Genomic DNA, 22,409 nt, shown 5'->3' with positions numbered 1-22,409 from the left:
AGAGTGAAATGTGAACGATTCTATTTTCTCACATCTCATTTCTATCATCTTACATCTATTTTTAATTTGATAATTCTTTTAAATAACTTGTAAATTCTTTCTGTTGACAGGATACTGCAACCCGACCCGAACGGGCAAACTGCAATACACCAAACTGTTCCAGCTCATTAAACAATTCCTGGTTATCAGCCTTATACCCAACTTTTTCAATCACCAGAAAATCCGGATGAACAGTAAGAATTTTTGCATTCTGACTTCTCATTAATGCTTCCAGATTTCCATTTAAATCGGGAGAATTTGCAATTTTAAACAATGCCACTTCCTGATGAACAATCTCATCAGCCTCAAAAAAGAAGGCCTTAAATACCCCAATGATCTTTTCGATTTGACGAACCACATTCTCAACTTTCATTTCATCCATAAAAGCAACAATGGTATATCGTGAAACCCCTTTTACTTCCGATTCGGAAACAGTTAAGCTTTCTATGTTAATTTTTCTTCTCGAGAAAACAATGGTTACCTCATTCAACAAACCGATGTCGTTTTCAGAAAAAACCGTAATTGTATATTCTTTCATTTTATTTAGATATTAGATGTGAGAAATGAGATACGAGATAAAACTCAATAAAATGGTTTATTCTCTTCACTTTAAACCTTCTCCTTTTACTTTAAACTTATTCCAACCGCATATCCGATACTGCAGCTCCCGGTGCAATCATTGGCAAAACATTACACTCCGTTTCAACAATCACTTCTAAAAAGAAAGCTCCCGGTGTTTCCAGCATTTCTTTTATTGCAGCATCCAAATCTTCTCTCTTCGATACTCTTTTTCCTTTGATTCCGTATCCATCAACAATCTTTACAAAATCAGGATTCTCCAGCTGAGTATTTGAAAATCGTTGTTCGAAAAACAAATCCTGCCACTGACGTACCATTCCTAAAAACGAGTTGTTTAATACAATTGTTTTAACCGGCAGGTTATACTGTTTGATTACCGCAAGCTCCTGTAAAGTCATTTGGAATCCACCATCTCCGGAAACAGATACAACCGTTGCATCCATATCAGCTATTTGAGCTCCAATGGCTGCAGGCAAACCAAATCCCATGGTTCCTAGTCCTCCTGATGTAATCTGAGTATTTGGTTTTTTAAACTCATAATACCTGGCACTTGTCATTTGGTGCTGTCCAACATCGGTACACAAAATAGCTTCGCCATTAGTCTGCTCCGACAGCAATCGAATTACCTCGGCCATGTTAATGTTTTCCTTATTGGCATAAGCCTGCTTACTAATTACTTTATCAAATTCAAGCTGATAGTAATCTTTAAAAGTCTTCATCCATGCTGCTTTTTCTCCACCACTAACCAACTTATTCAGTTCGGCTAAAGCTTGCTTGGCATCAGCAAATACAGGTACATCAACTATAATATTCTTGTTGTGTTCTGATCTGTCTATATCGATATGAATGATTTTTGCCTGTTTGGCATATTTTGCTGTATCTCCGGTTACTCTGTCGTCGAAACGCATACCAACTGCAATCAAAACATCGCACTCGTTGGTGTTCATATTCGGTCCGTAATTTCCATGCATTCCCAGCATTCCAACATACAACGGATGATCGGTAGGGAATGATGACAATCCTAACAAAGTACAAGCAACAGGAACCTGAGTTTTCTCAACAAATTCCATCAATTCTTTTTCAGCTCCCGAAAGAGAAATTCCTTGTCCGGCCAAAAGCAATGGTTTTTTTGCACCATTGATTAATGCGGCGGCGGCTTCAATCTCCGACTGATTTATTTTTGGAACCGGCTGATAAGAACGTACCCTTTCGCATTTTTTATATTCGTAATCTGCTGTGGCAATCTGAGCATCCTTAGTGATATCAATTAAAACCGGACCCGGACGACCTGAACGGGCAATATAGAATGCTTTAGCAATTACCTTGGCAATTTCATCAGCACTTGTAATTTGATAATTCCATTTTGTTACAGGCATTGACAGACCAACCATATTGGTTTCCTGAAAAGCATCTGTTCCCAATAAACCACTGGCTACTTGTCCGGTAATTACAACCATAGGAGTCGAATCCAGATATGCATCCGCCAATCCGGTAATTACATTTGTTGCGCCAGGACCCGAAGTCGTAAAACACACACCTGGTTTTTTACTGATTCGTGCATAAGCCTGAGCAGAATGCATTGCTCCTTGTTCATGCCTCGACATGTACTGTTTCATTTCATCCTGATAATCGTACAAAGCATCGTAAACAGGCATGATTGCACCACCAATGTATCCAAACATGGTATCTACATCTTCCTGAATAAGCGTTCGAACCAAAATCTCGGCTCCCGATATTCTTTCAATGGTTTTAATCATTCCATTTGTATTTTTTGTTTTTGCTGCTACTTCCATTGTGTTTGTTGTTTTAGCCAAAAGTCGAAAGCAGTGAATTCCTTAAAATTTTTTGACTCCTTTGACTCTATTATTAATTCTTAATTAATAATTTATAATTGTCTAATTGCTCCTTTATCTGCCGAAGACACAAGTCTTGAATAGGCTTGCAGAGCTTTTGAAACCTGACGGTTACGTCCTCGGGGCACAAATGCTTCCTGACCAAATGCTTCTTCGTCTTTTCTTCTCTGTGCTAATTCTTCATCAGAAATACAGACATTAATGCTTCTTTTAGGGATACTGATTTCAATTTTATCACCATTCTGAATTAAAGCAATTGCTCCTCCGGCTCCTGCCTCAGGAGACACATGACCGATTGATAATCCGGAAGTTCCACCAGAAAAACGTCCATCGGTAATCAAAGCACATTTTGCTCCCAATCCCATTGATTTCAGGTAAGAGGTTGGATACAGCATTTCCTGCATTCCGGGTCCGCCAGCTGGTCCTTCGTAACGAATCACAACCACATCGCCAGCATTAATCTGTTTTGTAAGAATGGCTTCGCAAGCATCTTTCTGTGAATAATATACTTTTGCCGTACCTGTAAAATTGAAAACTGACGAATCTACTCCTGCCGTTTTTACAATGCTCCCGTTTGGAGCAATGTTTCCAAACAAAACGGCCAATCCACCATCTTGAGTGTAGGCATTTTCCATGCTTCGGATACAACCGGCTTCTCTGTCTTTATCCAGCTCCTTAAAAGCAGTATTTTGAGAAGCAAACGTTAAGTTCCTACCCGATTGACCTGGTGCAGCATGATATATTTCCAGCGCTTTAGCAGTCAGCTTTTCAGAAAAAAGATCATTCAATTCCAAAGCTTCTTTTAGGTTGGCAGAGTCAACACGATACACATCAGTATTTAAAAGATTTCCACGATCCAATTCTGCAAGTATACTCATGATTCCTCCCGCCCTGTTCACATCTTCGATGTAATATTTAGGCGAATTTGGAGCTACTTTACACAAATTTGGTGTTTTACGAGACAGTTCATCCATATCTTTCATGGTGAAATCAACTTCGGCTTCATGGGCAATTGCCAACAAATGAAGCACAGTGTTTGTTGATCCTCCCATTGCAATATCCAATGTCATTGCATTTCTAAAAGCATCCACTGTGGCAATTGATCTAGGTAAAACCCGGTCGTCACCCTCTTTGTAGTATTTATTCGTAATATCTACAATGCATTGCGCCGCATCAGTAAACAAATCTTTACGAAGTTTATGAGTAGCCAGTAAAGTTCCATTTCCTGCCAAAGCCAAACCTAATGCTTCATTCAAACAGTTCATAGAATTGGCGGTGAACATTCCCGAACAGCTGCCGCAAGTAGGACAAGCTGATTCTTCAATTTCCTGCATGCGCTCATCGCTGACACTATCGTCACCGGCTTTTACCATGGCATCCACCAAATCAAGCTTCTCGCCTTTCGACTCACCGGCTTCCATTGGTCCACCCGAAACAAAAACAGTAGGGATATTTAATCGCATGGCAGCCATCATCATTCCAGGAGTAATTTTATCACAGTTGGAAATACAGATCATGGCATCAACCTTGTGAGCGTTGCAAACATATTCAACACTATCGGCAATTACGTCGCGTGAAGGCAGAGAGTAGAGCATTCCGTCGTGACCCATTGCTATTCCATCGTCGATAGCTATCGTATTAAATTCAGCAGCAAAATAGCCGGCCTTTTCAATTTCCGTCTTCACCATTTGCCCTACATTTTGCAAGTGCACATGTCCCGGTACAAATTGGCTGAAAGAGTTCACCACCGCAATAACCGGCTTTCCGAACATCTCTTCTTTCATTCCGTTTGCCCGCCACAAGCTTCTCGCTCCGGCCATTCTTCGGCCTTGTGTGGTCTGATCACTGCGTAATTTATTTTTATACATTTTGGTTAATTCGTTAATAGTTTATTCTTGTTTGTTTCAGTTTGCGTCAAAAAAAGCGCCCTTTCGTTGGAAAGAGCGCTAATAATTTCGTTTTATCGAAAGTTATTGTCTGTGCACGCTTTCCTTCCTTGTCATTCTAATAATGACAATTGAAATAATAATGACGATAATGACTACCTTAAATGATAACATACAATAACCGGATCAAAAAAAAAGCCCCTTCGTTTTGAAGAGGCCTTAGATATTTTGTAAAATTAAATTCGTTTAATTTAAATATGCTCAGCCTCGAATCGTGTCCAGAAGGACGCGAATAATGACGCTAATAATAATTACTGAATTAAATTGCATATTCTTTTTGTTGATTCGAACCTCTAAAGATTCATAATTTGTTTTTAATTTTGTCAACGAACATCTACAATCTCTCTTTCGATCTGATTACGTTGACAAATCTATGCGACAAATATAAGAGGAAAAATCCCTTATTTGCAAATCTTACGATTCCCAATTGCTTTTTTTAATCTGATAATAATCTAAATAACTGCCATTAAGCACTGATTATCAATACTTATAATTTTTACAGCGATTGCGATTAAATGTAACTTTCAATTGTCAAAAAACAGATAAAATAAACCGAAAATAATTTTATGCAAAGCTTTGCACCCTTTGCTTTTAGCCTAATTCGAGACAAAATATCCGATCCCTCTTTCTTAGTTTCCATCTACTATTCTGCAAAAAAAAAGAGACTATTGATATTTAATTTCTCAACAGCCTCCAATTTTAATCACTTTTTACTTCGGATTTTTCTGCGTTTTTTTTAGTAATACTCCTTTCTTTCCAGAGTATTCCCTCTATGGAAATTTAAGGATTGGTTTTTTTCCTGATGAATCGTCCAATCGTTCTTCCAAACCAATTTCCAACACTGTTCTCCAAAAAATTTTCAGCACTAAAATTTTTTCTGGTATTTCGAAAAAAATATTCCAGCTTGTAACCAGCCAATTCCTTTTCCAGATAAAGGCGGTATCTTTCTTTTTCAATATCCTTAAGTGACCGAAAGCGCTTCATTTAGTATCTATTTTATTTTTACAGTGTTACCGTAATTTGTGAAATGTCTGGAATAATAAACCCATAGCTTTGGCGTTAGAATCGATAGAATTCAGCTTGGTTCATTATTTTTATTTTCCTTTTTGAAAAGGAATCGATGAAAGAATTTGATCAATGGGCGCTCAATCAGGTTTTTTTTAAGAAGATAAACCAATAACAACAAAAAGAGATAAAAGAAACCTATGCCCAGGTAACCTGCAGCTTCATTTCCCAGCAAATCGCCCAGCCATATGGCAGCACTAAATCCAAAAAGAAACAATGCAAGCATAAGCAATATGAAAAACACAGCAGCAAACGTCATGGCAACAACGAAGCGCATTAATTTTTCGAAACCAGCAAACTTATAGTATTCAACATTAGAATCGAAATACTCAATAAGCAGCTCCTTTAATTGTGTGAACTGTTCGGCGATTTTTCCCAATATCTTTTTGTTTTAGCAAACTGAAACTTCAATAATTTGATTTCAATAACAAACAGACGTCAGAAAGAATTATGCTAATTCTTCTTCTTCCTTTTCTTTTCTTCTGAAGTCTTCTAATTTCTTCTCTAACGCCACAATTAGTTCGTCCATTTTAACACGCATGTTTTCTACACTTTTATCGAAAACAGCATCTAATTCTTCAACCTTTTCTTTTGCCTTCGCTTTCACTTTTTTACGGGTTACCTCCCCTTTATCGGGAGCATATAAAACACCTAAACCAACACCAATTGCACAGCCAACTAGCAAGCCCGCAACAATTCCTCCTGTACTTGACATATCATAAAATTTTAAAATGAAACAATAAATATATTATAAAGATTTGATGTATAACACCTTATATCAAGTTAAGGATTTTTACTTCAGTAGTCAATTTTTTCATTCTGCATCAGGCAATTTTTTTATAAGTATATTTTGTCCGATCATACTATTAAAAACTATCTACACATTGGATTTTACATATAAAATATGCCAATATCGCGATGATATTGGCATATAGACAGTTCCTGTATTTTTTTTTAATCTTTTGAGTATTTATTGAAAGAAGAAACCGGCTCTCTTTCTTCATTAGTCTGCATTTCAAAACACTTCTTCAAAAATGAACCTTTTAATTAACGCTTTATAATTCAATACTTACTTAAAAACCTTTAATGCTTCCAGATTATCAATAATCAGTTGATGTGCTTTTATTATTTCTTTAACCAATTCTTTATCCTCAACTTTCCGACTAATTACACTTAGAATTTCGGCTTTTTCGCATTCTCTTTTTGTTTGATATGAAAAAGAATAAATGTTGTTTTTAAGGAATATTTTTTGGACTTCAGGAGTGAAAATATTGACAACCAATTCAGGCCGATCACTTTTAATTAAATATTTTTTATCAAAGTCTGGATTACCCAATTCAATCTCCGGCTTTCCAAATTTCTTGATAATTCTCTCAATAAAATCCTCCCAGCTTATCAACAATTCAAATTCTTGCAGTGGAAATCCTGCGGTACTAATTTTAAGTGGTCTTGTATCGGAGATAGTGATCGTAAAAATCCATTTTTTATAAGGAATCTTCACAGTCTGAATTTCTAATTCATATCCAGAATTATGACTTATTCTAGATTCACCGTTATGCTCATTTGCAATCTCATTCCACATTTCCCTGATTGAATAATTATCAGTATAACCGTGGGACGGTCCTTTAATTACCGTTTGCAATATGCTATCCTCTTTCTTATTTTTCATATGATTATAGAATTATCTTCCTGTGTGTCAAAATATCCTTGTCATAGACGCTTCATATCTTTTAAACGGGAATAATGGTTTATTAAGTTATTCGTCTAACAATTTCACTTTCACGGAACGAATAGTAACAAAATTGATATAATCCTTTTCCTGCAATTGTTCTCTAAGATTAGCAATGTCTTTTTTTACTATCTCAATATCCTCACCAGATTCAATTTTATTGTTCACCCAAGGTTTGTCTTTGCATGGAGTATGATCAATATGACAAAGCAATGTTCCCTCTTTTTCCATTTTGTCAACATAAGCCTTTTCTATGCGTGTGATTTCAACCACTCCCTGCACACAAACCAATTGCTTTTTAAATGCCGGATCGAAACTTTCCTCAGAATCATTAGGCACAATCTTTAAAATTGCACCACTTGGAGATTTCAATTTCATCTTCTTTCCATCAACTCCGCACATGTGCACAATAAGTCCAATGACCTCAACATTTTTGCTTTCGTATAGATCTGCCTTAGCAATCAAATCATCAACCGAAATTTCAAAATACCCTTTAGGCGATTGCTGACAGTTGCCTGATATAGTACAGACAATGAACAGAATGATCAGCAAAAATTTTGTTTTCATTTTAATCTGTTTTTTGATTCATATTATTTTTTATTGAATTTGTAAACATCAAGATAGAAGCGAAAAACATAGTCTCCAATTTATATCAATACAAACACAATAACCTGTTTTTTTTGATGCTTATTTTCGTCTGAAATCTATTCGCTGCACATTTTTAGCAATCTCTATTCGCTGATATATCGAATCGATAATTGTATCGTACAGTTGATCCTTTAACACAAAATCCTCAATGCCATCATCGATATTTGGATTGTCATTTACCTCAACAACATAAACTTTACCATCTATCATTTTTAAATCTACGCCATACAAACCATCTCCTATTAAAGCTGATGCTTTTAAGGCTGTTTGCACCACAATTTCAGGAGCCGATTCGATGCTGACAGTTTCGGAATTACCCGTTTTATCTTCCTCTTCGCCTTTCCAATTGTATATTTGCCAATGATCTTTACACATGTAATATTTGCAAGCAAACAGTGGCATATTATCAATAATTCCAATTCGCCAATCGAAGTCGGAGTAAAGAAATTCCTGACAAACAACCATATCCGAAATTTTAAAAAGCTTATTTATTTCGGCACGGGCTTCAACTTTATCTTCAACCTTTATCACCCCTAATGAAAAAGCACTGTCGGGTTGTTTTAACACCAAAGGATAATTCATTTGATTCAAAACTTTAGGGTCAAATAAATTCTTGGTGAATACCTCTGTTTCAGGCGTTAATAATTTATGCTTCTTAAATATTTCATTCTGATAAATCTTATTGGAACACCTTAAAATAGACCAGGGATCATCAATAACAACCAAACCTTCGGCATAAGCTGTACGCGAAAATTCATAAGTATGATCATTTACACTTGTTGTTTCCCGAATGAACAAAGCATCGAATTCATTTATTTTATCAATATCCTGCTTTGTTATAAACTCCAAATATAATCCTCGGCGATTGGCCGCACTTTTAAATTTCTGCAATGCTTTAGGGCAAGAAGGTGAATTCTCTTCCTTAGGATTTACAAGTACAGCTATATCATACTTGTAATTAACCAGTTTAGTGCTGTGAAATCTTTTTTTATTGAAATACTTTTTGGCAAATTCATACACCGAATTTAAATCCTGCTCTGCCACCTTATTCAGGGTTAAAACCTGTACTTTTTTAATAATCCATTTTTCATCATGCTTAATAAAATCCACTTTGAACAAAGGTGCTTCGAACAATTGATGAAGCTTAGCCGCCAGCGCATTATAACCTTTGGTATTTGTTTGTCCAAAATAAACATGTAAGGAAAAAGTATTTCCCTTCTCCTTATGCAGTGATTTATTGGTGTATTCCTCAATATCATAAGCAATGGAATGAATCACGTTCACGATACGAAAATCACGAATCGTAATCGTACTTGGTATAATCCGCTGCCCACGGGCCGAAGCAAGTAAAGAAACATAATAACCGTAACTTTGATACTTATAACTGCTGCACAAGTTAAAGATTCTGAAATCTGTATTTGTCTGATATACTGGATTATTTATATATTCTTTAACGGTAATAATCTTCGCATTTATATCTGGGAATGTCCATTTATAAGGTTGGTTAATTACAATAATATTGGTTGTTTTATGAGAACATGAAGCAATATTGGTTTTAAATTCCATTTTCACAGCATCCTCTCCTTCGCCGTAATAGTCAGCTATTCTTTCAAAAGAATTAAATCCTCTTTGCTTATACCAGTCTATTAGTTTTGTGTCTCTGGTACTTACTTCAATCAATATTTTTTCATAATTCTGACGATTGGCAAATTCAAATACATGTTTAAGTAAATAATCACCATATCCCAGATTTTGGTATTCGGGCAATATAGCAATAGAATATATGCGTAATGATTTACTGTATTTAAACAAAACCAAAGCTCCAATCGGCGCTCTGTTCTTATCCTTTGTTTCAACGATTAATATCTCCTGAAAATCACTTTGAATACCATGCTTGATACTCTGCTTTGTACTTTGTTGAAAAGCAGGAAAAGACTCCTCTTCTAATTTTACTAAAAAATTAAAATCATTGATGTCGGACTTTCTTATCTTAACATTCATAACACTTCTTACAGTCGTTTATAACACTGATTAATAATGGACTAATCTTACTTCTTAATTTAAATACAAATCACATTTACTACTACAAATTAAATAATAAAAGTGATTGAAGATTTGCAATTTTGCAAATATTTTCACTTGTATAATCTGTTAAAAAGACATTGTATAAACGGCACTTGTTCCATCACAAAAAAGAGGTTTACAGCACTGACTATAAACCTCTTTAATTAAAAAAAACAGTTGCATTGACCGCTATTTAAATACAGCTACTTTATCGTTAAACTGATTTTTGAGTATGTTGCCGGCCAAACTGCAAAATATGTTCTTTCTACTCCCGTAATTTTCTTCTTAAACAAAGAATTTTAGTGACTGCATTGATGATCTTCTCCTTCGCCATGAGTATGCTGACAACTCGAGCCACTATCACTTACCAGGCCTGCAACATACAGCTTAACCACTTCCTCGGCATTACCCGAACAGCCACGTACCACTTCAATTCCTGAATTGTTCAACACATTAATTGCTCCGTTGCCAATTCCTCCGGCAAGCATTACTGTTACGCCTGCTTCAGCCAAAACCGATGCAATGTTCGATTTGCAGCCACAACCCTGTGGTGATTCCATCTTTTGTACATCAACAATTTCCTTATTTTCTGAAATTGCAAACACATTGTAAAATTCACAATGACCAAAATGACCATCGATTTCTCTGCTGCTTGTTACTGGTACTGCTATTTTCATTTTTTTTTTATTGATTGATTTTACACAAAGGTATTTTATCCTTTTGTTTGTTAAAATTAGCAAAACATTATTTAGAACATTGGGCTTTGATTCTCAGATTAGTTCCAAATAAGGAATAAAACCTTCCTGTTTGTTTCATTCCATAGATTCATCCTCATTCGAGTTGATTTCTGTTCTAAAACCATACGACTCTATCCCTTTGCTCAATCTCCATTACAGAAACTACGATAGATCCGCCACTGCTTTTATCCATCGTTATTTGACCTCTAAGTTGTTCTTATTGTGCCTTTCACTTAACATGATAAAACAGCTTCCCAAGTTCCTTATCTGAGCCTAAATAGAAGTCATGCCACCTGTACCGTAACGAAGTGGAGATCATGACCGAAGGGAATAACCCGCCTGCCGTACAACCAATAAACAGGCTCCCGTTGTACTCTTCATCGCATAACATACTTTGCTACTTTTGACAGAATATTGCCACTTCCCGACACCTCATCAGTGGTTCACTTTAGTTCATCTCTTCTATTAACACCTGCTATGCTCATGGCACAGATTCTCCTAAACGCTCAGCACCATGGCTCTTTACCTCAGCACCTTTAGGTGGTTTGATGCCTCATCCTGAAATGCGACATTGGTGGGTCGATTCCACCATCTCAAATAAAACATGCAGTACTATTTTATGCCGATGTACTGCTTCTTGGCACACTATGGCAAGTAGGCGCTTTAGTTGATTTATGTTTCAAATTTTATAAAAAGGCAAGGTAGCTATTTTAGGATTACATTTAACTATAACTATTCTAAAATGGCTACCTTGCCGTTGCTCATTAAAAGCACTAAACCTTCGAAAACCAGCTCCCCGCCTATGTTATATGAGCGCGTGTTGTGAGTTGTTTTTATTCTACTTCCCATTCTATTTTGTCGAAAGGGCCATTTTCTCCTTTGTATACACAATAAAACATTGGTCTACACTCTCCATTATCTAAATCATATGTCAAAATGTTTTCATAAGGTAAATGACCTTTCTTTATTATAGTCCTTTTTTCTCGATTACCAGTATCTGATGTTTTGATAAATTCATTATCGTCATTTAAGTAGCCATAATCTAATTCTAAATTCACTGTTATACCAAAATCACCAATGTAATATGGCTGTACTCCGAAATAACTGTACCAACCGAAGTTATCTTGATATGTTTCATGATCATCATCCATTACCGATCGAATAATGAATTTTCTGTGTTGAAATCTATGGGCTCCAATAATCGGTTTGGTAGGATCAAATTCCTTTAATAGTTCTCTATTTAAATCATTCCTGAATTTTTTCCTTTTTTCAATCAACTCAAGTCTTAAATCAAATGAGGTTCCAATGGAAATACCGAAATAAATATTTAAGAGATCAGGATGATTATGATACAGTTCAGCTTCTAAATTAGAGTTTGTCCATATTTCTAATTCTTCAATTCTGAGTTCTTCTTTAAGTGACTTCAATCTATCATGTCCAGTTTTACTAAAAGGACAAGAAATTATAAGTAGGAAGTTGTTATTTTTTGGATACTTATTTTTTAGGTCTTTAATAATTTTTTCAGCTTCACCTGGACTGAAGGACTTATATCTTTTACACTGAACTATCCAATCTTTTAAATCATTGTTTGAAAGTATTTCTGTTCCTTCAATGTCTATTCCTCCATCACTTCCAGATCGTCCAAGATGATTAATGGAATGCCATTTACTTTGACGATAAAGTAAGTTAAAAGACAAATCCTCAAATCTCATGGGTTCTAAATCCTCAAAATGAATTGGGTTGGTTGTTCTTGTAATTTTCATCTAGAACCAGTATTTATTTAACTCAATTAATGTTCATTTTAATAACTCACAACGAAAAATCATAAGTTACGTGGCGGATTTCGGGTGATTTCCTGTCCGCATACGGACAAGGAAAACATGCGGGAATCCGTCGCTGCATACCACTGAGGCCGCCATGGAATTTATAAAATGTTAGCAGCCATTATTGAATTTTTAATCATAAACTGTTAAATATAATCATTAGAATAATTGTCGTTATCGCTAAAATAGTCGCAATAATTATTCCTGTTCTTTGCCATTTAAACGTTTTTTGTGGTAAGTCACTTTTTTCATTATTATCAATGCCTTTGTCAGTTATAGTACTATTCATTTTTGTCTCGTTTGCATCTCCAATAATAACTTGTCCATTATTGTTTTTGATATCTCCAACTTCATATTTATTTCCCATGTATAACTCGTTTTTGATATTTGTGACTTCGTTTTTTGTTGGTTTGTCAGTTGGTTTAGCAAGAATGTTTTCTGTCGGAATTGAAAACTTAATATTTTTCTTTTTGTCTTTCAAAAATCCATGTAATGCTTCTTCAATACTATCTACCTCAATTGTCTTAGTTTCAAAACTGTCGAATTCATTTTTATCTGAGTCTTTGAAGAAATCAAACAACTCTTTAAATGTCTCATCTAAAACATGAAAAGCAAACGACAAACAAAGAAAATCGGTATTTGTATCATTTCTAAAACTCAAATATTTATTCTTATACTTCATTACAACGGGTATATCTTCTTGCTTAAAATTTTCTTTAAAATCAATAATTGCTGCTGAGTTTGAATTCCAAATACTATTAAAGGTGTCATCACCAGTCCAAATATTAAGCTCTCGTAATTTTGCAGTAATCGGGTTATAAATTTTTGCAGTAATCGGAGAGAATTTAGTCGCAATTATTTCTTTAATTTTGTCATATTCTTGTTTGTCATTATAGTTTTGTTTAGGTTTTAATTTATGTCTCTGCGTGTCGAGTTTAATTAACTCTTCGCATAATGGTAAATATTTCTCAACGTACTCTTTTTTATTACCGTCTAAGTAATCAATAAAATCAAAAAGTGCTTGAATCTTTTTCGGTATCATATAATGTTAGTTTTATTTTCGGACGTTGGCTTTAATGGCTACAACAAGTGGATAAGACGCTATGCGTCTTACATCACCTATCTGCTGTCTTGTGTAAGTTGTTGTTATTGTGTCTTCTATCCCTCAAAATCAGATATTATAAACTTTCTATTTTTGCAAGAGATCTTTCGCTTCTTCAATCGTAAATCCCAATTGTTTTACTTGAATCATGCAAAACGATTCCCTTGTTCCAAATAATTAAGTGTTAAAGATAAACTTAATAATAGTACTATGTCCCTATTTCTTTTTAAAATTAAGAGGAAAAAATTAAGCACTTTTCAGATGCTAAGACATTATTTACTTTCTGGAAAAACACACCAAACTTTCGCTTCTTTGTCTGTTCATTTACACAGGTTTGCTTTTTCGTATGCTCCAACACCCCTTCCGTGACAGCTATTTGGCGCACAAATGAGCCTGTTTTGCAAACAGAAAGATCTGACCGGGAAAAGGAAGAAATCCCGCCAGCCAAACAGATCTTTTATAAGAAGAGATAATTTGAACACCAAAAACAGCTTTGGCAATTAACGAGAGCTTACCTGCTGTAAAAACCAACAATAAAAAAAGAGCCCTCAAGCAAGTGCACTCCAACAACATATTCCTTGATTGGATACTAGTTTACCTTTATTGATCGATTAATCATTACTAAAATACGATATTAATCACATTAAGCTTGACTATACAAACCTTATGGATTGGATAAATTAACAGGCTACAGTTTGCCGCGTGGTTTTACCCAAATCTGATCGTCGAGAGCAATTTGCCGCGTGGGTTTACCCAAATCTGATCGTCGGGAGCAGTTTGCCGCGTGGTTTTAGCCAAATTTAATCGTCGGGAGCATTTTGCCGCGTGGTTTTAGCCAAATTTGATCGTCGGGAGCATTTTGCCAACAGAAATTCTAGTTTGTCAACTTCCTTTGCGACGGATGTTCATGATTCATTAGACCTAGGGTTTTACCTCAGTCTATTGATGTTTGAGCCCTTAATACTCTGTATTCTTTGTGCTCCTTAGCGTTGACTCCTTTTCTATATTAGATTCCCTTACAAAATCAGGCATTTAACTGGATCCAAAAAGCAAGGAATAGATGATTAAAGCAATCAAAAGAAATCCTACGAAAAGGAAAAAGAAACCAAATACTTTCACAATCCGCCTTTTCTCTTCAGGAATCTCCATTTCGACGATTAATTCGTTCAACTTGCCCGATTTTTCCAATTCTTCATAATCTCTTGGCCTGTCGGCCTTGTATTCCTCCAACAGCACATGACCTGTAAAAATTACAGTATCCATGGGAAAGGATTCCGGACGAAAATGCGTATTGAAAAAATGAATGGTGAAGATAAAACCTACTGCCAGCAAAGCTTCATCGCTATGAATGATTTGAGCCACATTAATCAGCCAGCCAGGCATAAACTTGGTAAACATCTCGGGAAACCATAAGACCAATCCGGTAAAACCGATAATGGCCACTCCCCAAAATACGGCTAAATAATCGAATTTCTCCCAATAAGTCCATCGCCCGTAATTTGGTCGTCCTCCCCTTCCTACAAACCACTTCATGCTTGCCCAAAAATCTTTAGCATCCTGACGGTTGAACAGCAGAGAATGCCTGCCAAATATAAATTGCGACCATCCAAAACCCATTTTTTTCTTGTTTTTAATGAGTGAAAAAAGATGAAAAACAAAATATCCGAAAGTAACTACGGCCCCCAAACGGTGCAATGTACCTGCCATTTCAACACCACCCAACAAATCAACCAAATGTCTGGCCCATTGCATATTTGCAAACTTAAGCATCATACCGGTTAGGGCCAATATCACAAAACTTAAAATAACAAACACATGGGTAATCCGCTGGCTTTCGGTAAATCGCCGGATATAAACAGCCTTGCCAAAATGAGGCATCAGTTTCTTCCGCCTTCGTTCGCGCAAGGATCGGGGCAACCATAAAAGGGTATGCAAACCAAAAAAGCCGAACACAGCAATCAGTAAGGAGGACATTCCCCAAAAGGTGAAATACAGAGCCGGGTATTTATCGCGGTTGTGATGTGTTGCGTGAGTTAAAAATCCGGTAAACCGCATGTTTGCATCTTCGTGGCATTTCTGGCAGGTTGCCACAATATTGTCGTAGCCAACGGCTGAATTTGGATCCTTCACATTCATATTGGAATGAGCGCCGTGACAATCGGAACATCGGGCTGCTTTTAAATAACCCAGCTGATAGGCCTTCCCATGATAGGTATCCATGTAGCTTTCAGACAAATGTTTGTGACAAAGGCCACATTGATGAGTAATTTCATGCATAAATTCATCTTTGTCGATCTCGGAAATAAGGTGAGCCGAATGACAAACCGTACAGGTCGGGAATTTTTGTTCTTCATTGTTTTTTGAAATTGCATGATCGCTCCGTATGTATTCATTGTAAATTCCCTTGTGACAATTGCCACAAGTAGCGGGGATATTTTTCGGATAAACCGAGGATCTCACGTCACTGTCTTTCAGCATAAAATGGGTGGTGTGGCAATCGGTACACACAGCGCTCGAAAGCAATCCTTTTTGGATCATGCTTCGACCATGAACACTCATGGAGTAGTCGTGGTATGCATCTACTTCTTTGAGCTCTGTTTGCTGAATTGCCCGGCCATTTTCCCGGTGACATCCTCCACAAAGTATTGGAATAGAGAGCCGGTAAACAGGCGAAGTCTCATCCTTTTTAGGTTTGACAATATGAGTACCGTGACAATCGGTGCAATAGGGCGCCGATTCTTTTCCCTCCAAATAGGCTGCACCATGCCCGCTTGCCATATATATTTCGTCAACTTCAGCATGACAACCGGAACAATCTACTTTTCCCGCCGTTTCGCAGGGGCGATATTTTTTTGCGGATACATCAGAGTGACATTTTACACAGGTAATGTTGTTATGAGCCCAATTTGTAAGATCATTCACATCAACCTGAAGTGAGATGGTATCCCCTTTAACAATTTTATGAATATCTCTTTTTTCGTGACACAGCAGACAAGAACGATCAGAAATACTCTCGACAATATTCTGGATGTTTACAATATGAGGCGGATGGCAATCGGTGCAGGCAGGAATAGCTCCCGGCTTTTTTTCCCACAACTGCTCATTGATCACCTTCGTATGAACCTGCTCTATTCGGGCATGGCATTTCATGCAGGTAGCTGCGATATTTTTAAGGGAAATGCTCGAAAGCCGGTTGGCATGGGGTAATATCAAATGGTTTCCATGACAATCGTTACAGGTTGCTGTAACAATCAAACCGCTTTTATACAATCCTTTGCCGTGGATACTCTGACTATAGTTTTCTAAAATATTGTGTTCTGTAATCTGATAGGTTCGTGCAACAGGTGCTCCTTCGCGATGACATCTTCCACACAACACGGGAATATTCATTTTATAGGTTCGCGAACTAATATTGTTGTGAGAAAGAATATCGTGTTTTCCATGACACTCCTTACAATCGGGCGCATACCTGGCTTGTTTTTGATGTGCTTTGCCATGAACACCCATATTATACTTTTCTGCTGCCTGTTCGTGACAATTTCCACAATTTACAGGCAACATTGTTTCAGGATGTGGCCAGTCCTCTACTGCAGCTTCAGGATGACATTCGATACAGCTTATTTTCCCGTGAATAGAATTCGTTATTACAGGTAAATCGACCCATACAGATTGTGTTTTACCATTCACTTCCTTTATAAGATAAGGATCGTCGTGGCACATCATACAAACATCGTCTTCCTGAGCAATAAGACTGTTGCTGCTGAGAAAGCCCAACAATAAAAGAAGCACTCCAAAAAACCGTTTCATTTTGGGGAGGTAGAAATCATCCATATCGAACTGATTAGTAACTAGCTCACTTACACAATATGTAAGTTACTTACTATTCAAACGAAATAAAAAAAAACTTAGTTGCTGGTCGCTTTTATACCTTTACGCCACCGATTCTTTTCCTTTTCTCCTTTTGGTTCCCGTGCCGGGTTGCGGTGCAATTCCGTCGCAGGAATCTTAAACTCATTAATCAACACAATTTCATGCGACAGATTTATATGATGCAATTAACCCGTGGCGATGCCACGGGCTATAAATATTTAAGCCATTCAGGCTCACTTTCTTTGTGCAGCACTTCGTTTTCCTTTGTGGTAAGAAACACGATTGCATATCACACTTTCTCGTTCTTACTTAAGATTCTCCTTTAAAAAATCGGTCATCATGCCAAACAGGTGCAAACGGGTATTCCCGCCATAAATGCCATGATTTCGGTTGGTGTACAAATGCATCTGAAATTTTTTGTTGTGTTGAACCAGCTCTTCGGCCAGCTCCAGAGTATTCTGCATGTGCACATTGTCATCGGAGGTGCCGTGAACCAACAAGAATTTTCCTTTTAACTGATCCGCAAAATGTATGGGCGCATACTCATCGTATCCTTTCGGATTTTCCTGCGGTGTGCGCAAGTATCTTTCCGAATAAACACTATCGTAATAACGATAGGTAGTTACCGGCGCAACAGCAATTCCTGCAGCAAACACATCTGCTCCGCGAAACATGCACAAAGAGGACATTTGTCCGCCAAAACTCCAGCCATACACGCCAATTTTATCGGCAGCAATAAAAGGCTGTTTTGCCATGTACTTTCCTGTTTCAATCAGGTCGATGGCTTCCAGATTCTGAATTTGCATATAGGTGCACTTCTTGAATTTTTCTCCTCTGCCACCTGTTCCCCGGTTATCAACACAAACTACTACAAATCCTTCTTGTGCCAAATAATCCGACCAATCGAAACTATAGCGATCCAATACTTCCTGAGAGCCCGGACCACCATAAAAGGTTAGTAAAGCAGGATATTCCTTGCTGCTATCAAAACCAACCGGCTTCATCATCCAGGCGTTCAACTCTACACCTTCGGAGGTTGTAAAGCTAAAAAACTCACGTTTTGGCAACTGATACTCCTGCATTTTTTTCTGAAGATCCTGGTTCTCTTCCAACGTACGGATCAATTTTCCTTTTGCATTGTGCAAAGTCACCAAAGTAGGTTGCTCATTACTCGAATAATAATTGATGTAATATTTGAACCCTTTGCTAAAATTTGCAGTATTACTTCCTTTGTCCGCGCTAAGCAAAGTGGTTTTCTTTCCTTTGATATCTGCAGCATAAATTTCGCGTTGCAAAGGAAATACTGCTGCCGCCTGATAATAAAATAGTTTGCTTGACTCATCGTAACCTAAAAACCGGGTGACCTCCCAATCGCCACTGGTTATTTGTCTAACCGGATTTCCTTGCAAATCGTACAAATAAATGTGATTAAATCCTGACTTTTCACTGGTGAAAATAAAATGCTTTCCATCCTTCAAAAAGCTCAAGTCATCGTTAATATCAATCCAGGCTTTGTTCTTCTCTTCGTACAATAATTTGGATTTTCCGCTTGCTGCATCAGCCAACAAAAGCTCATAATGATTCTGATGGCGGTTCATTCTGACAATGCTCAACACTTTTGGATCTTGTGTCCATTGCATTCTCGGAATGTATTGGTCAGTTTCTTCTCCAATATCCATTGTTTTAGTTACTGCTGATTGCAAATCGTAAACATGAACACTCACAATAGAATTGTCTTCTCCTGCTTTTGGGTATTTAAACGTATAATTTTCGGGATACAAGGCATTCTCTGTTTTCTCAGGATTGGTTCCTTTAAAAACAGTCATATTGAACTGTTTCACCTTGCTCTCATCGAAACGCATAAAGGCAATTCGTTTGCCGTCGGGCGACCATTGGTATGCCTGACTGAAGGAAAACTCTTCCTCATAAACCCAATCTGGCGCTCCGTTAATAATGTAATTGTATTTTCCATCGAAGGTAATCTGAACCTCTTTCTTCTTCTGAAGATCTTTTATAAAGAGATTGTTGTCTCTAAAAAAACAAATCTGATCGCCGGAAGGTGAAAAATCAGCCAATTGCTGTCTGCCTGCCGACAAAGCTTCCAAAGTCTTTTTATCGCGGTCGTACACATAAAATTCTGCTGAATAAGAATGTCGGTAAATATTCTGACGATTACTTGCAATCAAAATCTTACGCTCATCGGAAGAGAACTGGTAAGAATCTATTCTTTTAATTTTATCAGTGCCAACTTCTGCTAAATCGAAAATTATTTCTTCAGATTCGCCTGTAGCGTAAGAAAATTTCTCAATTCTAATTCCCTGTTTTAAAACGGTATAAGATTCTCCGCTGTTCATAGACCGTAATCCGTAAACCGAACGGGCGCGGAAGGTTCCATTATTGGTGATATCTTCAAGTGTGAAACTCTTTTGTGCCTGCACCAGAGTCAGGCTTAACAGAGCAAATAAAATAAGTGTCAGTTTTTTCATGTTTTTTTTAGTGTTTGTTGAGTTTTGAGTCAAATACCGCAATTTACTGATGCCACATTAAAATAGTAAACGTCACATCAATTGATACCGTGCAGAATATCATCAAACAAGTATGAATTTTAGGTAGTTAGACTAAACAAGAAAACTTCGGATTGAATAAAAATGGAAAAGGCTGGATCAACAAATCCAGCATTCGTAGAGGCCTTTGTAGGAATGTTTGTGTAGTATGGGAATAATTCTATTCATAAGTTTTTCTCGACGTGGTAAATCTATAATTTTTTTCGGACCTGTAATTGGAGATGACAGCTTATGCAACTGATTTAAAAAGGTTCTAATTAAATTTCACTACAATTCCGATTGCAATTTCACGTATCCTTCCTCCGATAAATAACTGAAACTTTCCCGAATCCCATCTTTTCGAAAAACTGATGAGCCTCATGATTATTAATTCCAGATTCTAAATAGTAATCGGTAACACCTTTAGATTGATAAGTGCTTATTAATGACTCCAACAACAAGACTCCAACGCCCATATTCCGGCATGATTGATCAACCACAATATCACAAATTACACCAAAACATTCATTTCGATCCTTCGCAATTTCTCCTATAATAAACCCATTTACAGTCCCGTCTTCTTCCGAAACTAAAACCGTATCCTTAAACTCATTCATTTGGGCATCTAAATATTCTTTCCATAGCAAAGAATAATTTTCAGCCAATATTCCTGTATCCAAAGCAATTCCCATTTGTATTTCACCATGAGAGATATAAGATTTTTGCTTCTTTATGTTTTCACAAAACAGATTAACAATCTGTTCCTTATCGTGCTCTGTTGCTTTACGTATCATTATTTTCTATAAAAAATAGTTCTAATCAGTCTGAATGCACCAAACACGACACTTAAAAATATTAATAAAAATGTAAGGATGATAATTGTTACACCTCCATTGAATGCAAGCCTTTCATCGGCAGCAATTGCCTTAAAAAACGGCAATTCTGCCGGAGTCAGTAAAATACTAAAAAGAGAGGCTACCGAAATAATTCCTAAAATGAGATTTAATAAATTGGCTTGCTTTATCTCCCTGCTGTTTGTCACATTATTTAAAGATTGGTCAATTTGACTAATTGCATTCTGTAACTGATTGTAATCTCTCTCCAAACCAAGTCTTTTCTCCGTACGCTCATACATAATTTTATGAGAAACAAATCGGGAAAATCTTACTGCATCAAGCTTTAATAAGGTATTTGATATTTCAAGTGTCAGCAAGGCATTTTCTTCGATCAATTTGCGTGTGTTTTTTTGTCGGGACACCTTAATTGTGTTATTGATAAAATGAGAAAGAGCATTATTTATTGCTTGCTTCTTAGCGATTATCATTTCAACAATCAACAAATATTCAGGCCAAGACACATGATATTTTGCTCTTTCGGCCAAATGCTCTTTCCAATCGGTTGGCGAATCCTTCCCTCTTAAACCATAAGTTCCAAATACAATACAAATATTTTGATTTGCTAAAACAAGATCATCTGTGTCAATAGCAATATTCTTTCCACATATCTCTTCAAAATCAGAACTCAACCGATAGGGCCATTCATACGGATAAAGAGTAAGCAAGCCTATCATTTCAGATTGATGATGATTTTCGATGTGTTCGATAATTTCATCTTCAGCCATTTTTGCAAAGCTTATTCCCTGCTGATGACCAACATTCTCCCAAACATCAATAAAAACATATATTGGATCAACTATCGAACTTTCAGAATCGCTCTTAGTAAACAAAAATTTGTATTGCTCAAGAACTTTTAAAAATACCTCTTTCTTACCCGTTTTTTCAACAGGAATATCTAACCAGTTGGTCGATTCATCAAGATACAATTCTGAGATACTGATGCTTTCAACATCGTTATCTATATCAGAACAATCCAAATCTCCATTTTGCGACCAATGCTCAGTAGCCAATGGGATTCCTGCAAGCGCAATTAGCTCATCAGTATTTAATGAAGTACTTGATTCACAAAAACCTTCATGATCCCAGTCTAAATCTTTGGTTGAATCAATCACCAACCGATAAGAAATACATACTGTATTATTAAAAAATAAAGATGCTTCAACATGCACATATCCATTGATCTCAGGGCCATTATCTTCAAGTTTTATAATGGTTCTGAAACCTTTCAATTTATACCTGCAAATTAACTTCTCATCACCAAGTCCCTGCAAATTAAAAATCTGATGGTCAATAGAATTAGTAAGGGTTTCAACAAATACATGTTGATCATCAAATTTTACTTTATTTCCTATCGAAAAGGAATGTAAATAGACAATGGATAAACCATTATAAATTAATCCTGAAGGACATTGATTAATATTTTTCATTGGGACAATACTTGAAATTAAAGTTAGAAGCTTTTAAAAATAGAAAAACATAATAATATCACAAAAAAATAATTTGAAAAAATTATTC

At 36.5% G+C, this 22,409-nt stretch carries 16 protein-coding genes; all 16 read right to left on the bottom strand.

What is annotated here, in order from left to right:
- Positions 1 to 61: 61 nt before the first annotated feature.
- Entirely contained in the window at positions 62 to 577 is a 516-nt protein-coding gene (gene ilvN, locus ACY0M5_RS07545; RefSeq protein ID WP_101311018.1) for an acetolactate synthase small subunit, read from the bottom strand.
- A 97-nt stretch (positions 578 to 674) separates the two neighbouring features.
- Positions 675 to 2,411 carry a biosynthetic-type acetolactate synthase large subunit gene (ilvB, locus tag ACY0M5_RS07540; protein WP_156196243.1) on the bottom strand — a complete coding sequence of 579 codons (1,737 nt, stop codon included), beginning with the start codon at positions 2,409 to 2,411 and terminating at the stop codon, positions 675 to 677.
- 92 nt (positions 2,412 to 2,503) lie between these two features.
- Positions 2,504 to 4,339, bottom strand: a complete 1,836-nt coding sequence (gene ilvD / locus ACY0M5_RS07535; protein ID WP_124992152.1) for a dihydroxy-acid dehydratase — start codon at positions 4,337 to 4,339, stop codon at positions 2,504 to 2,506.
- 858 nt (positions 4,340 to 5,197) lie between these two features.
- Positions 5,198 to 5,401, bottom strand: a complete 204-nt coding sequence (locus tag ACY0M5_RS07530; protein ID WP_124992153.1) for a hypothetical protein — start codon at positions 5,399 to 5,401, stop codon at positions 5,198 to 5,200.
- 91 nt (positions 5,402 to 5,492) lie between these two features.
- Positions 5,493 to 5,861: a hypothetical protein gene (locus ACY0M5_RS07525; protein ID WP_461631329.1), complete on the bottom strand. Its 369-nt coding sequence runs from the start codon at positions 5,859 to 5,861 to the stop codon at positions 5,493 to 5,495.
- A gap of 69 nt (positions 5,862 to 5,930) precedes the next feature.
- A complete protein-coding gene (locus tag ACY0M5_RS07520; protein ID WP_124992155.1) occupies positions 5,931 to 6,197 on the bottom strand; it encodes a YtxH domain-containing protein in 267 nt (88 codons plus the stop codon).
- A 354-nt stretch (positions 6,198 to 6,551) separates the two neighbouring features.
- Positions 6,552 to 7,151, bottom strand: coding sequence for a hypothetical protein (locus ACY0M5_RS07515; protein ID WP_461631328.1), 600 nt, complete (start codon positions 7,149 to 7,151; stop codon positions 6,552 to 6,554).
- An 87-nt stretch (positions 7,152 to 7,238) separates the two neighbouring features.
- Positions 7,239 to 7,778 (bottom strand): hypothetical protein, encoded by a 540-nt coding sequence (locus ACY0M5_RS07510; protein ID WP_461631327.1) that lies wholly within the window; start codon positions 7,776 to 7,778, stop codon positions 7,239 to 7,241.
- 120 nt (positions 7,779 to 7,898) lie between these two features.
- Positions 7,899 to 9,860 (bottom strand): GNAT family N-acetyltransferase, encoded by a 1,962-nt coding sequence (locus ACY0M5_RS07505; protein ID WP_461631326.1) that lies wholly within the window; start codon positions 9,858 to 9,860, stop codon positions 7,899 to 7,901.
- A 362-nt stretch (positions 9,861 to 10,222) separates the two neighbouring features.
- Positions 10,223 to 10,600, bottom strand: coding sequence for a NifB/NifX family molybdenum-iron cluster-binding protein (locus ACY0M5_RS07500; RefSeq protein ID WP_101311442.1), 378 nt, complete (start codon positions 10,598 to 10,600; stop codon positions 10,223 to 10,225).
- An 893-nt stretch (positions 10,601 to 11,493) separates the two neighbouring features.
- Positions 11,494 to 12,423 (bottom strand): restriction endonuclease, encoded by a 930-nt coding sequence (locus ACY0M5_RS07495; protein WP_461631325.1) that lies wholly within the window; start codon positions 12,421 to 12,423, stop codon positions 11,494 to 11,496.
- A 196-nt stretch (positions 12,424 to 12,619) separates the two neighbouring features.
- A complete protein-coding gene (locus ACY0M5_RS07490; protein WP_461631324.1) occupies positions 12,620 to 13,525 on the bottom strand; it encodes a hypothetical protein in 906 nt (301 codons plus the stop codon).
- A 1,092-nt stretch (positions 13,526 to 14,617) separates the two neighbouring features.
- Entirely contained in the window at positions 14,618 to 17,416 is a 2,799-nt protein-coding gene (locus ACY0M5_RS07485) for a hypothetical protein (RefSeq protein WP_461631323.1), read from the bottom strand.
- A 344-nt stretch (positions 17,417 to 17,760) separates the two neighbouring features.
- Positions 17,761 to 19,941: a S9 family peptidase gene (locus ACY0M5_RS07480; RefSeq protein ID WP_461631322.1), complete on the bottom strand. Its 2,181-nt coding sequence runs from the start codon at positions 19,939 to 19,941 to the stop codon at positions 17,761 to 17,763.
- Positions 19,942 to 20,306: 365 nt separating this feature from the next.
- Positions 20,307 to 20,792 carry a GNAT family N-acetyltransferase gene (locus tag ACY0M5_RS07475; protein ID WP_461631321.1) on the bottom strand — a complete coding sequence of 162 codons (486 nt, stop codon included), beginning with the start codon at positions 20,790 to 20,792 and terminating at the stop codon, positions 20,307 to 20,309.
- Positions 20,792 to 22,321: a hypothetical protein gene (locus ACY0M5_RS07470; protein WP_461631320.1), complete on the bottom strand. Its 1,530-nt coding sequence runs from the start codon at positions 22,319 to 22,321 to the stop codon at positions 20,792 to 20,794. Before ACY0M5_RS07470 ends, ACY0M5_RS07475 begins: the two co-directional genes overlap by 1 nt.
- Between the last annotated feature and the right edge of the window lie 88 nt (positions 22,322 to 22,409).

This window comes from Labilibaculum euxinicum, assembly GCF_963678175.1.
GTDB lineage: Bacteria > Bacteroidota > Bacteroidia > Bacteroidales > Marinifilaceae > Labilibaculum > Labilibaculum euxinus.
The sequence above is the reverse complement of the archived record's forward strand: the minus strand, read 5'-3'. Positions and strand labels throughout refer to the sequence as shown.

Excerpts from the sequence above, each read along its gene's own strand:
- ACY0M5_RS07510 (WP_461631327.1), bottom strand. The coding sequence starts at position 7,778 with ATGAAAACAAAATTTTTGCTGATCATTCTGTTCATTGTCTGTACTATA.
- ilvB (WP_156196243.1), bottom strand. The coding sequence starts at position 2,411 with ATGGAAGTAGCAGCAAAAACAAAAAATACAAATGGAATGATTAAAACC.
- ACY0M5_RS07490 (WP_461631324.1), bottom strand. The coding sequence starts at position 13,525 with ATGATACCGAAAAAGATTCAAGCACTTTTTGATTTTATTGATTACTTA.
- ACY0M5_RS07520 (WP_124992155.1), bottom strand. The coding sequence starts at position 6,197 with ATGTCAAGTACAGGAGGAATTGTTGCGGGCTTGCTAGTTGGCTGTGCA.
- ACY0M5_RS07530 (WP_124992153.1), bottom strand. The coding sequence starts at position 5,401 with ATGAAGCGCTTTCGGTCACTTAAGGATATTGAAAAAGAAAGATACCGC.
- ilvN (WP_101311018.1), bottom strand. The coding sequence starts at position 577 with ATGAAAGAATATACAATTACGGTTTTTTCTGAAAACGACATCGGTTTG.
- ACY0M5_RS07470 (WP_461631320.1), bottom strand. The coding sequence starts at position 22,321 with ATGAAAAATATTAATCAATGTCCTTCAGGATTAATTTATAATGGTTTA.
- ACY0M5_RS07480 (WP_461631322.1), bottom strand. The coding sequence starts at position 19,941 with ATGAAAAAACTGACACTTATTTTATTTGCTCTGTTAAGCCTGACTCTG.
- ACY0M5_RS07485 (WP_461631323.1), bottom strand. The coding sequence starts at position 17,416 with ATGGATGATTTCTACCTCCCCAAAATGAAACGGTTTTTTGGAGTGCTT.
- ACY0M5_RS07500 (WP_101311442.1), bottom strand. The coding sequence starts at position 10,600 with ATGAAAATAGCAGTACCAGTAACAAGCAGCAGAGAAATCGATGGTCAT.
- ACY0M5_RS07495 (WP_461631325.1), bottom strand. The coding sequence starts at position 12,423 with ATGAAAATTACAAGAACAACCAACCCAATTCATTTTGAGGATTTAGAA.
- ilvD (WP_124992152.1), bottom strand. The coding sequence starts at position 4,339 with ATGTATAAAAATAAATTACGCAGTGATCAGACCACACAAGGCCGAAGA.
- ACY0M5_RS07515 (WP_461631328.1), bottom strand. The coding sequence starts at position 7,151 with ATGAAAAATAAGAAAGAGGATAGCATATTGCAAACGGTAATTAAAGGA.
- ACY0M5_RS07505 (WP_461631326.1), bottom strand. The coding sequence starts at position 9,860 with ATGAATGTTAAGATAAGAAAGTCCGACATCAATGATTTTAATTTTTTA.
- ACY0M5_RS07475 (WP_461631321.1), bottom strand. The coding sequence starts at position 20,792 with ATGATACGTAAAGCAACAGAGCACGATAAGGAACAGATTGTTAATCTG.